The organism is Gordonia sp. JH63, from assembly GCF_009856645.1.
In the GTDB taxonomy this organism is placed as follows: domain Bacteria; phylum Actinomycetota; class Actinomycetes; order Mycobacteriales; family Mycobacteriaceae; genus Gordonia; species Gordonia hongkongensis.
Genome location: NZ_CP047235.1, coordinates 2,242,560 through 2,253,225, shown reverse-complemented (window position 1 = coordinate 2,253,225; position 10,666 = coordinate 2,242,560). Strand labels below are relative to the sequence as shown.

The following is a 10,666-nucleotide window of genomic DNA, read 5'->3' as shown; positions in this document are numbered from 1 at the left end:
TGTCTTCTGCTACCTGTTCCGGCTCCGGGGAGCCATCCTCTGGTGGGTGATCGCGCCGAGCTGTTCGGTGAGATCGTCCGGGTCCACGGTCAGACCGGGGGTCCGGAGTGCCGCGGCGAAGGCCCGGCGTCGCGTCGCGGTGGAGATGCACTCCGACCGCGCGTGCAGCCACGCGCCTCGTCCCGGCATGGTCTTCGCGGGATCGACCACGACTGTCGGGGTGTCACCGCACAGCTGTGCGACGACACGGACCAACTCGCCGGCCTCTGCCCGCTGCCGGCAACCGATGCACATCCGGATGGGTGTGCCGCCGGCTCGCGAACGGGGGGCGGATCGCTGAACCATCGATCAGTCTAGCGCGAGCGGGCCCGGCGGGGACAATCGGCCGCTGCGCGTCACTCCGGCCCGCCCTCGGCCGCCGGCGCGGCGTCGGACCGGATGTCGATCCGCCACCCCGTGAGCCGGGCCGCGAGCCGGGCGTTCTGGCCCTCTTTGCCGATGGCCAGCGACAGCTGATAGTCCGGCACGATGACCCGCGCGGCCTTGGCGGCGGCGTCGACGACCGTCACCGAGACAACCTTCGCGGGCGACAACGCATTCCCGACGAAGACCGCCGGGTCGGTGTCGAAGTCGATGATGTCGATCTTCTCGCCGGCGAGTTCGCTCATCACGTTCCGTACGCGCTGGCCCATCGGACCGATGCACGCGCCCTTCGCGTTGAGGCCGGCCACGCCGGTGTGCACCGCGATCTTCGACCGGTGGCCGGCCTCGCGCGCCACGGCGACGATCTCGACGCTGCCGTCCTCGATCTCGGGCACTTCGAGGGAAAACAGTTTGCGCACCAGGTTCGGGTGGGTCCGGGACAGGGTGATCTGCGGACCGCGCGGTCCGCGGCTCACGCCGACGACATAGCACTTGATCCGGTCGCCGTGGGTGTAGACCTCGCCGGGCACCTGCTCGGCAAGCGGGATGATGCCCTCGGTCGAGTTGGCGTCGCTGCCGATCTGGACGACGACCATCCCGCGCGCATTGGCGCGCGAGTCCTGCTGCACGACGCCGCCGACGATCTCACCCTCGTGGGCGACGAGGTCGCCGAAGTTCTTCTCGTTCTCGGCGTCGCGCAGGCGCTGGAGGATGACCTGCCGTGCGGTCGTCGCCGCGATGCGGCCGAAACCCTCGGGGGTGTCGTCCCATTCGTGGACGACGTTGCCGTCCTGGTCGACCTCCTGCGCCATCACGCGGACGGCGCCGGACTTGCGGTTGACGTCGACACGGGCGTGCGGTGCAAAACCGTCGGTGTGGCGGTAGGCCGTCAGCAGAGCGGTCTCGATGGCGGTGATGACGGTCTCGATCGAGATGCCCTTGTCGGCCTCGATCATGCGCAGGGCGGCGATGTCGATGTTCATGTCGGTCTCCTATTCACTTGTCGTGTTCATTTGTCGTGTTCAGTTGTCGCGCGGCGGCGGGGGCGCGGCGCGCTTCGATCTCGTCGGGTTCGAGGCCGCACAGTTCGAGCTCGCGGACGCTCGGCTGAGAGAAATCCACCTGCACCACGGCTTGGGTCACCGAGGCGAGGTCGACGGTCTCCATCGCGATCCGCCCCTTGTGGTTCGCGACCACCTCGACCGCCGGCGCCGGGTCGTCGAGCAGCCTGCCGATGCGTCCGGCGACGGTGCGCGGCTGCGATCCGGGTCCGCCGTCGACCTCCACGACGACGCGCCGACCGGTGTTGCGACGCCAGTGCCGGGGCAGGGTCAGCGGGCTGTCGACGCCGCGCGAGGTGACCTCGAGCACATAGGCGAGGTCGGCGAAGTCTGGTGTGGCGTCGAGGAGGTCGGAGATCTCGGTGCTCAGTCCGGCGAGGACGTCGAGGTCGCTGCCACCGTCGCGGTCGACCACGATCGACAGTTCGTCCTGGCCGTCCCGGCTGCGCACCGTGATGTCCTCGAGGTCGAATCCCCGCTCGGCGACGAGCTTTTCGACGAGTTCGCGCACCTGCGTCGGGCTGATCGGCATGCCACTCCCCTCGTCTTCAGTTGTCGGGCCGTGCCGGGTCTCGCACGACGTTGCTCCGAACATCCTAGTGGATCGATCGCGCGGAGAACTGCTGGCATGATGTCCCGGGTGAGCATGCCCCCGATCGAGCGACGGACCCTGCGGCACCCGATCGACCGGCGCACCGCCTTGCGCGGCGGACTCCTCGCGGGCGCCGTCGTCGTCGGTGCCGGGGCGGCCGGCGTCGGACTGACCGGTTGCGATTCGTCGCCCTCCGCGGAGACCCTGCTGGCCGAGAGCCTGGTGCCCCTGGTGCGCTCGGCGTCCGCGGACGAGAGCACCGCGCGCGCCCTGGTCGCCGTCGAGCCCGCCTACGCCACCGCACTCGGTGTCGTGGCCGATCAGCGCGCCCAGCACGCTCGCGCACTGCGCGAGGAGATCATCCGGCTCGACCAGGAGGTGGCGGCGACACTCGACCGTCCCGCCACCTCGGCGACCGCCTCGACATCCCCGGCGGGTGCCCCACCGGCGGCGCCGTCCCTCGCTCGACTGCGCGTCGATCTCGACGCCGCGGCCGGGCAGGCCCGCCGGGTCGCGCTCGGCGCCGCCGGGTACGCAGCCGGGCTGACCGGGTCGGTCGCCGCGGCCGTCACTTCGATGCGAGAGGTGCAACTGGCATGACGTCCCCCGTGAACACACCGGCGTCGAACTCACCGGCCGCGCAAGCAGATCCCGACGACCCGCTGGTCGTCGCCGCCGAGACCGAGAACGCCGCGATCTTCACCTACGGCGTCATCACCGCCTTCGTCGCCGCCTCCCGTCGACGCACCGTCGCCGAGTACGCCGACGCCCATCGCGCCCGACGCGACGAGATCGACCGGACGATCGAGGCGGCGGGGAACACGCCGCCGCTGGCGGCCGCCGGCTACACGCTGCCGATCGAGGTCACCGACCCGACCACGGCGGCCCGCGCCGCGCTCGGCGCCGAGAACGACTGTGCGAGCGCCTATCGTGCGTTGCTGGAGCAGGCCGACGACGAGACCGGACGCCGGATCGGCGCCGACGGGCTGTCGGACAGCGCGGTGCGCGCCGCGCGCTGGCGGGTGGCTCTGCAGGAGAGCCCGGTCACGGTGGCGTTCCCCGGCTCCCCCGCGGACGGCTGAGCCGCCTCAGCCGCGGGCGGCCGCCACCACCGCGTCGACCGCGGTGTCGACCGCGACCTCGGTGGCCTCACCGGTGAAGCGGTCGCGGATCTCGATGGTGCCGTTGGCATATCCGCGCCCGACGACCACCACGGTCGGCATCCCCAGGAGTTCGGCGTCCTTGAACTTCACTCCGGGCGACGCCTTCCGGTCGTCCAGGAGCACCTCGAGACCGGCCGCGTCGAGGTCGGCGGCGAGCTGCTCGGCGCCGGCGACGGCGGCCTCGTCCTTGTTGGCGATGACGAGGTGAACCGCGAACGGCGCCACCGACTTCGGCCAGCGCAGACCCTTGTCGTCGTGGGACTGCTCGGCGATGACCGCGACGAGACGCGACACCCCGACACCGTAAGAACCCTGGGTCAGGCGGACCGGCTTGCCGTTCTCGCCGAGAACGTCCACCTCGAAGGCGTCGGTGTACTTCTGGCCGAGCTGGAAGATGTGCCCGATCTCGATGCCCTTGGCACTCACCAGCGGTCCGGCGCCGTCCGGCGACGGATCGCCGTCGCGGATCTCGGCGGCCTCGACCGTCCCGTCGGGCGTGAAATCGCGGCCGGCGACCAGACCGACGTAGTGCCGGCCCGGCTCATCGGCGCCGGTGATCCAGGACGTCCCCTCGACCACCCGCGGATCGACGAGGTAGCGGATGCCGTTCTCGGCCAGCGCCTTCGGTCCGATGTATCCCTTGACCAGGAACGGGTTGGCGGCGAAGTCGGCGTCGGTGAGCAATTCGACCTCGGCGGGTTCGACGGACGCCTCGAGACGCTTGACGTCGACCTCGCGATCGCCCGGAACACCGATGCCGGTGATCTCCCAGTCACCGCCCGGCACACGGAGTTTCACGAGCACGTTCTTGAGGGTGTCGGCGCCGGTGTACTGCCCGTCGAGCGTCGCGTTCGCCCAGTCGACCAGGCTGTCGATCGTCGGGGTACCGGGCGTGTCGTGGACGACCGCCGCGGGCAGGTCGTCGTAGGGCAGCGGGTCGGGCGCACGGGTGATGACCGCTTCGACGTTGGCGGCGTAGCCGGATTCGACGCAGCGCACGAACGTGTCCTCGCCGACCGCCGACTCGGCCAGGAACTCCTCGGAGGCGCTGCCACCCATCGCGCCGGAGGTCGCGGCGACGATGACGTACTCGATCCGCAACCGCTCGAAGATCTTCTGATACGCCTCACGGTGCGCGTTGTAGGCGGTCTTGAGTCCGTCGTCGTCGAGGTCGAAGGAGTAGGCGTCCTTCATCACGAACTCACGTCCGCGGAGGATGCCCGCGCGCGGCCGTTCCTCGTCGCGGTATTTGGTCTGGATCTGGTAGAGGATGACCGGCATGTCCTTGTACGACGAGTACTCGCCCTTGACCAGCGTCGCGAACAGTTCCTCATGGGTCGGGCCGAGGAGCATGTCGGCACCCTTGCGGTCCTTGAGGCGGAAGAGCGAGTCGCCGTATTCGGTCCAGCGGTTGGTGGTGTCGTAGGGCTCGCGGGGCAGCAGGGCGGGCAGCAGGATCTCCTGGCCGCCGATGGCGTTCATCTCCTCGCGGACGACGTTCTCGATCGCCTTCAGCACGCGTAGACCGAGCGGCAGCCACGAGTACACACCGGGCGCGACTCGGCGGATGTAGCCGGCTCTGACCAGCAGCTTGTGGCTGGGGACCTCCGCGTCGGCGGGGTCGTCGCGCAGGGTCCGCAGGAACAGGGTCGACATGCGTGTGATCACGACCAACCAGCTTAGTTATGGTGTTGCGGTGCTCGTCATCCTGCCTCCCTCCGAAACAAAATCCGACGGCGGGCGCGGCGCTCCCCTGGATCTCGACACGCTGTCCTTCCCCGAGCTGAACCCGGTCCGCAAGCAGGTCGCCGACGCGCTCGTCGCCCTGGCCGCCGACCTCGAGGCCAGTCGTACCGCGCTCGGGCTCGGCGCCACCCAGCTCGACGAGGTCGACCGCAACGCCGACCTGTGGCTGTCCCCCACCCGGCCGGCTCTCGAGCGCTACACCGGCGTCCTCTACGACGCCCTCGATCACCGGTCGCTGACTCGGGCAGGCAAGACCAAGGCCGCCGACCGGCTGGCGATCGGGTCGGCGCTGTTCGGTGTCGTGCGGGCACCGGATCCGATTCCCGCGTATCGACTCTCGGGCGGGTCCAAACTGCCCGGGATGCCGACCCTGGCGGCGCTGTGGAAACCGGACCTGTCCCCCGCGCTGGACGCGGTCGACGACTTCGTCGTGGACCTGCGCTCGGGCGTCTACCACCAGCTCGGTCCTGTGCGCGGCGCGATGACGGCGACCGTGATGACCGAACAACCGGACGGCTCACGCAAGGTGGTCAGCCATTTCAACAAGCACTACAAAGGTCTGATGGCCCGCGAGCTGGTCCGCACGCGGCGTTCCGTACGCGACGTGAACGGTGTGGCCGCGGTCCTCGCCGACGCCGGGCAGCGGGTCGAGATCGAAGCGCCGGACCGCATCGTCGTACTGACCGACTGACCCGGCACCGAGGTCCGCGACGCTACTGCGCGTCGAAGTCGAAGAGGGTTGCGCCACCGGGCTCCACGGTCTGCAGGACGGTCGCCCGTCGCGGCGTCACCCGGTAGACATACCAGGGCGGCGGGCCGGCCGACGGCGCACTGAAGTCGGCGGTCAGCGCGGCACCCGACTCGTCGACGCGGCACGGCCACCCGTCGCCCGCCCACAGCTCCGCCATCTCGGCGACGACGGCGGGCTCGGTGACCAGGTTCGCGTCGCCCTCGACCACCAGGTCGGCCTCGTCGAGTGCCACCGACAGGGTGCAGCGCGGGTCGCGGGCGAGGTTGCGCGCCTTCCGGGTCGACGGACCGGTCTCCAGCCAGATCGCGTCCCGATGCCACAGCGCCCCGATTCCGGTGACGTGCGGGCTGCCGTCGGCGTTGATCGTGGCGATCCACCACGTGTGCCGGTCGGGACCACCGGTCCCCGGCGCCTGGGACACCCCGGCGGTCATCGGGCCGCGACGGGCTGCCAGTCGAGTGTGCCGATGTCGTAGAGCTCAGCGAGATTCTTGGCGTCCATACCGGGACCGACCGTGCGTCCGCCCGGAATTCATCGCCGGGTGTCGGACCCCGGGGTGTTCGGCTCGGCGTCGAGCCCGGCGTCGAGCCCGGCGTCGGCGGCTTCCTGGGCGGCCTGTCCCTCGGCGACCTGCTCGGGCGTGAACCGCATGAACAGCACGACGATCGCGGCGAGGACGGCGATGCCCGCGCAGGCGGCGAAGGCCAGCCCGTAACCCTCGGCCTGCGCGGCGAGCTGGGTGGGATTCATCGTCTCGACCGGCGCGGTGGTGCCGCCCTTCGACAGCGCGCGCGAGGTGACCATCGCACCGACGGCAACCAGGCCGACGGCCCCGCCGAGGTTCTGCGCGACCTGCGCGAGCGCGGTCAGGGGGCCGATCTCGGTGGTGCCCACCCCGGCCACCACGGACAAGGTCAGCGGGATGACTGCCAGACCGACGCCGAAGCCGATCACGACGACGGGGACGAAGATGCTCGGGAAGTAGTCCGGTGAGTCGGTCGCGATCGACGATGCGTAGAGGCAGCCGACGAGGATCACCGCGCCGCCGACCAGGACGAGCCAGCGCGGCTGGATCATCAGCGCCAGCTTCGACGCGATCGCCGCGGCGATGCCCAGCCCGAACGCGAACGGCACGACCGCGAGCCCGCTCTGGATCGGCGAGTACTGCAGGATGCCCTGCAGGTACAGCGAGATGAACACCGCCATGCACATCATGATCATGCTGGCGAGCAGGATGGCGAGCAGGGCTGCGACGCGTGAGCTGTTGTCGAAGAGGGAGAACGGCAGCAGTGGGTTCCGGGCGCGCCGTTCGACCACGATGAACGCGGCCAGGGCGAGGGCGCCGAGGATGAACGAGCCGACCACGACCGGCGCCGTCCAACCGTTGGGCCCCTCGTTCACCGCGAGCACCAGCAGGGTGCAACCGAGGGTGCCGAGGACCGCGCCGGGCACGTCGAGGGGCAGCCGCTCACCCTGGGATTCCCGCAGCGCAACGATCGCCCCGACGACGACGATCAGACCGATCGGCACGTTGATGAGGAAGACCAGGCGCCACGACAGCTCGGTCAGCACCCCGCCGAGGATGAGCCCGGCCACCGATCCCACGCCGGTCATGGCCGCGTAGACCGCGAAGGCCTGACTGCGCGGTTTGCCGGGCGCGAAGGTGGTGGCGACCAGCGCCATGGCGGTGGGCGCCGCGATCGCCGCCGACGCGCCCTGCAGGGCCCGGCCGGCGAGGAGGCTCGCCTCGTTCCAGGCCAGTCCGCACAGCAGCGAGGTGAGGGTGAAGGCGACCACGCCGACGATGAACATCCGTTTGCGCCCGAACGTGTCACCGAGTCGGCCGCCGAGGAGCATGAGACCGCCGAACGCCAGCACGTAGCTGCTGATGACCCAATTGGCGCTGGACTCCGAGAGCGTGAGCGCGTCGCGGATGCTCGGGAGCGCCAGCGCGGCCACGGTGCCGTCGAGCACGACGAGCAACTGCATCCCGGACAGCACCAGGATCGGCAGTCCGAAGACCGGACGGAACTGCTCGCTGTTCCCCGCTCCTGTGTTCACCGTTCCAGTGTTCACGGTTCCGGTGTTCGCAGCTCCGGGAGTCGACATAGAGAACGACCGTACCGGCCGACCGCCGGGACATGCCAATCTGCGTTGATCCGGTTTGGGTTGATCCGGTCAGGCGCCCTCGGTGAACGCGGCCACGTCGCCGATGACGACGATCGCGGGCGGACGCAGCCCCTCGGCCTCCGCGACCTCGCCGGCGTGGGCGAGATCGGTACGCAGCAGACGCTGGGTCGGCAGGGATCCGTTCTCGATCATCGCGACCGGGGTGTCGGGCCGCCGGCCGCCCTCGAGCAAGGCGTCGGCGAAGACCTCGACGCGTTCGACCGCCATCATCAGGACCAGGGTGCCGCGCAGCTTGCCCATGGCCGACCAGTCGATCAGCGAGTCGGGGTGGCCGGGCGGCACGTGGCCCGAGGCGATCACGACCTCGTGGGTGACGCCGCGGTGCGTCACCGGGATGCCCGCCGATGCCGGTGCGGCGATCGAGCTGCTGATCCCCGGCACCACGGTGACCGGGACCCCGGCGGCCACACAAGCCTGCAGTTCCTCGAAACCCCGCCCGTAGACATAGGGGTCGCCGCCCTTGAGGCGGACCACGAACTTGCCCTCCTTGGCCTTCTCCACGAGGACGTCGTTGATGGCTTCCTGCTTCATCGCGCGGCCGTAGGGCACTTTGGCGGCGTCGATCACCTCGACCTGCGGGCCGAGTTCGGCGAGCAGTTCGGGGGGCGCGAGCCGATCGGCCACCACCACGTCGGCCTCGGCGAGGAGCCGTTGGCCGCGGACGGTGATCAGGTCGGGGTCGCCGGGACCGCCACCGACGAGGGCCACGCCGGCGGCGTGCGGGGCGGCGTCGTCGACACTCAGCGACCCCTCGGCGAGGGCACGGCTCATCGCGGCGCGGAGTGCGGCCGACAGTTTGTGGTCGCCGCCGGCGAGGACGCCGAACTGGACGTCGCGGTGACGGCCGGATGCCGGGGTGACGGCGGTGCCGTGGCGGGCGTCGTCGGCCCGGACACAGAACGTGTGCCTGCGCTCGGCCTCGGCCACCACCGCCTCGTTGACGGCGGGATCGTCGGTGCAGGCCATCGCGTACCAGGCGCCCTCCAGATCACCGTCGGCGTAGCGGCGCTGGGTGACGGTGATGCCGGTGAAGGATTCGACGGCCGGGGTGGGATCGAGCGCGATGACGTGCACGTGGGCACCCGCAGCGACCAGATTGGGCAGCCGCCGCTGCGCCACCGACCCGCCGCCCACCACGACGACCTTGCGTCCGCGGAGGTCGAGGCCGACCAGGTAGTGCCCCTCGCCGGAGGGGAAAGCATCGGGCCCGGGGACGTGCGGGGGTCCTGGGACATTCGACCCCGATACATTCGACCCCGGGACATTAGACACGGCGGAGGCAGGCTCGGACATGGGAGCTGACCTTACCGGGACAGCTGATCTAGAGCGGCAACTCACCCGTCCGGCGGACGTGGGCCCACACATCGGCAGCCGGGACACCGAGCCGGTGGGCCGCGGACTGCAGGAGCGCCCCGAGCAGGCTCGACGTGCAGAACGCGGCATCCAGCGAGTCGTCGGCGTTGATCCGGATCTGGTTCCACCACAGCGGGTTCCGATCCACGGCGGCCTCGGCCATGGCGATCGCGGTGGCGAAGCCGGCAGGGGCGGAGGCGGACTTCCCAGCGCCGGTCCCCCTCACTTCGGTCACGGTCACGTCGGTCACCGGGCCCGCAGTTCTCGTGCGTGCTGGCGCTGCAGCGCCCGCTCCCGCGACTCCTCGAACTTGCGCACCTTGACGTCCATCTCCTCCAGGAACGCCGCGAGGCGTTCGCGGTAGTGCTCGCCGACCGGCCCGAAGTCGTCGCGCTCGAAGATGCGCCACTTCCGCAGCACGGGCATGACGACGTCCGACATGTGTTGCGGCAGATCGTAGATGCCGCCCTTGGCGATCAACACGGCGTTGCGCCGGAAGTTCGGCATGGTCGCGCCGGGCATCTGGAAGTTGGTCACGATCGCGTGGATGGCGGCCATGGTCTCGTCGGGAACGAGGTCGAGCGCGCCGGCGACGATGTTGCGGTAGAAGAGCATGTGCAGGTTCTCGTCGGCCGCGACACGCTGCAGCATGCGGTCGGCGATCGGGTCCCCGCATGCCTTCCCGGTGTTGCGGTGCGAGACCCGGGTGGCCAGTTCCTGGAAACTGACGTACGCGACCGCGAACAGCATGTCGAAGCTGTGGTCGCGCTGCCCGTCGTCGTCGGGCAGGGGGTTGAACCCCGACGTCATGTGCGCCATGCGGATCTCTTCGAGTTCGACCGGGTCGACACCGCGGGTCACCACCAGGTAGTCGCGCATCACGATCGAGTGGCGGTTCTCCTCGGCCGTCCAGCGCCCCACCCACCAGCCCCAGGCATCGTCGAGGGTGAAGTTGTCGGCGATCACCCGGTGGTACGACGGCAGGTTGTCCTCGGTGAGCAGGTTGGTGATCATCGCGGCCTTGGCGACGTCGGAGAGCCGGGACTGTGCCGGATCCCAGTCGAGTCCGCCGAGAGCCGCGAAGTTGCGTCCGTCGTCCCAGGGCACGTAGTCGTGCGGGTGCCAGTCGCGCGTCATCTTCATGTGCCGCTCGACCTCGGTCTCGCACACGGGCAGCAGTTCACGCAGTAGATCCGAACCGGTCATGCCGCGGTCGGCGGGTTCGGCGTCGGGGGGTCCGATGAGGGTGGTCACGTGCTCTCCTGATCACAGCGGGGGTCGTACCATCCACTCTGCGCGGCGGGACGGGTGGTGCTCGTGAGGCGAAGGTCCCGCCTGTATGGGGTCCGACGTCGCGACTTCCCGGCGCCGCACATCCGGTACTTTC

At 70.1% G+C, this 10,666-nt stretch carries 12 protein-coding genes; 3 read left to right on the top strand and 9 right to left on the bottom strand.

Going from position 1 to position 10,666, the window contains the following annotated elements; all coding sequences use genetic code 11:
- Positions 1-9: 9 nt before the first annotated feature.
- The 3 genes from GR168_RS10185 to rimP all read right to left on the bottom strand — a co-directional run bounded on the left by GR168_RS10185 (position 10) and on the right by rimP (position 2,016).
- On the bottom strand, positions 10-294 hold the full coding sequence (locus GR168_RS10185) for a YlxR family protein (RefSeq protein ID WP_058250131.1): 285 nt from the start codon (positions 292-294) through the stop codon (positions 10-12).
- 101 nt (positions 295-395) lie between these two features.
- Entirely contained in the window at positions 396-1,406 is a 1,011-nt protein-coding gene (nusA, locus tag GR168_RS10180; RefSeq protein WP_159370653.1) for a transcription termination factor NusA, read from the bottom strand.
- Positions 1,407-1,419: 13 nt separating this feature from the next.
- Positions 1,420-2,016 carry a ribosome maturation factor RimP gene (gene rimP / locus GR168_RS10175; RefSeq protein ID WP_159370652.1) on the bottom strand — a complete coding sequence of 199 codons (597 nt, stop codon included), beginning with the start codon at positions 2,014-2,016 and terminating at the stop codon, positions 1,420-1,422.
- A 96-nt stretch (positions 2,017-2,112) separates the two neighbouring features.
- On the opposite strand from rimP, the gene GR168_RS10170 reads away from it, so the two are divergent.
- Positions 2,113-2,676, top strand: a complete 564-nt coding sequence (locus GR168_RS10170) for a hypothetical protein (protein ID WP_058250128.1) — start codon at positions 2,113-2,115, stop codon at positions 2,674-2,676.
- The gene (locus GR168_RS10165) at positions 2,673-3,158 is read left to right on the top strand and encodes a ferritin-like domain-containing protein (RefSeq protein ID WP_159370651.1); all 486 of its coding nucleotides are present in this window, start codon (positions 2,673-2,675) and stop codon (positions 3,156-3,158) included. The genes GR168_RS10170 and GR168_RS10165 overlap by 4 nt, the downstream gene beginning before the upstream one ends.
- A gap of 6 nt (positions 3,159-3,164) precedes the next feature.
- Here the strand turns inward: GR168_RS10165 and GR168_RS10160 are convergent, their stop codons facing one another.
- Entirely contained in the window at positions 3,165-4,895 is a 1,731-nt protein-coding gene (locus GR168_RS10160) for a proline--tRNA ligase (RefSeq protein ID WP_159371891.1), read from the bottom strand.
- Here GR168_RS10160 and yaaA point away from each other — a divergent pair.
- On the top strand, positions 4,894-5,676 hold the full coding sequence (gene yaaA, locus GR168_RS10155) for a peroxide stress protein YaaA (RefSeq protein WP_203235918.1): 783 nt from the start codon (positions 4,894-4,896) through the stop codon (positions 5,674-5,676). The two genes, GR168_RS10160 and yaaA, sit on opposite strands and share 2 nt — an antisense overlap.
- Before the next feature lie 22 nt (positions 5,677-5,698).
- On the opposite strand, the gene GR168_RS10150 is transcribed toward yaaA, so the two are convergent.
- The 5 genes from GR168_RS10150 to GR168_RS10130 all read right to left on the bottom strand — a co-directional run bounded on the left by GR168_RS10150 (position 5,699) and on the right by GR168_RS10130 (position 10,533).
- On the bottom strand, positions 5,699-6,169 hold the full coding sequence (locus tag GR168_RS10150) for a pyridoxamine 5'-phosphate oxidase family protein (protein ID WP_238995065.1): 471 nt from the start codon (positions 6,167-6,169) through the stop codon (positions 5,699-5,701).
- A gap of 98 nt (positions 6,170-6,267) precedes the next feature.
- Positions 6,268-7,725 carry a DHA2 family efflux MFS transporter permease subunit gene (locus GR168_RS10145; protein ID WP_065629077.1) on the bottom strand — a complete coding sequence of 486 codons (1,458 nt, stop codon included), beginning with the start codon at positions 7,723-7,725 and terminating at the stop codon, positions 6,268-6,270.
- Positions 7,726-7,914: 189 nt separating this feature from the next.
- A complete protein-coding gene (gene cobA, locus GR168_RS10140) occupies positions 7,915-9,219 on the bottom strand; it encodes a uroporphyrinogen-III C-methyltransferase (RefSeq protein WP_238995064.1) in 1,305 nt (434 codons plus the stop codon).
- Between the two features lie 28 nt (positions 9,220-9,247).
- Positions 9,248-9,514: a hypothetical protein gene (locus GR168_RS10135; protein ID WP_139104503.1), complete on the bottom strand. Its 267-nt coding sequence runs from the start codon at positions 9,512-9,514 to the stop codon at positions 9,248-9,250.
- 11 nt (positions 9,515-9,525) lie between these two features.
- Positions 9,526-10,533 (bottom strand): acyl-ACP desaturase, encoded by a 1,008-nt coding sequence (locus tag GR168_RS10130; protein WP_159370650.1) that lies wholly within the window; start codon positions 10,531-10,533, stop codon positions 9,526-9,528.
- Between the last annotated feature and the right edge of the window lie 133 nt (positions 10,534-10,666).

Excerpts from the sequence above, each read along its gene's own strand:
- GR168_RS10150 (WP_238995065.1), bottom strand. The coding sequence starts at position 6,169 with ATGACCGCCGGGGTGTCCCAGGCGCCGGGGACCGGTGGTCCCGACCGG.
- rimP (WP_159370652.1), bottom strand. The coding sequence starts at position 2,016 with ATGCCGATCAGCCCGACGCAGGTGCGCGAACTCGTCGAAAAGCTCGTC.
- nusA (WP_159370653.1), bottom strand. The coding sequence starts at position 1,406 with ATGAACATCGACATCGCCGCCCTGCGCATGATCGAGGCCGACAAGGGC.
- GR168_RS10145 (WP_065629077.1), bottom strand. The coding sequence starts at position 7,725 with ATGCAGTTGCTCGTCGTGCTCGACGGCACCGTGGCCGCGCTGGCGCTC.
- GR168_RS10160 (WP_159371891.1), bottom strand. The coding sequence starts at position 4,895 with ATGTCGACCCTGTTCCTGCGGACCCTGCGCGACGACCCCGCCGACGCG.
- GR168_RS10165 (WP_159370651.1), top strand. The coding sequence starts at position 2,673 with ATGACGTCCCCCGTGAACACACCGGCGTCGAACTCACCGGCCGCGCAA.
- GR168_RS10185 (WP_058250131.1), bottom strand. The coding sequence starts at position 294 with ATGTGCATCGGTTGCCGGCAGCGGGCAGAGGCCGGCGAGTTGGTCCGT.
- GR168_RS10170 (WP_058250128.1), top strand. The coding sequence starts at position 2,113 with ATGATGTCCCGGGTGAGCATGCCCCCGATCGAGCGACGGACCCTGCGG.
- yaaA (WP_203235918.1), top strand. The coding sequence starts at position 4,894 with ATGCGTGTGATCACGACCAACCAGCTTAGTTATGGTGTTGCGGTGCTC.
- cobA (WP_238995064.1), bottom strand. The coding sequence starts at position 9,219 with ATGTCCGAGCCTGCCTCCGCCGTGTCTAATGTCCCGGGGTCGAATGTA.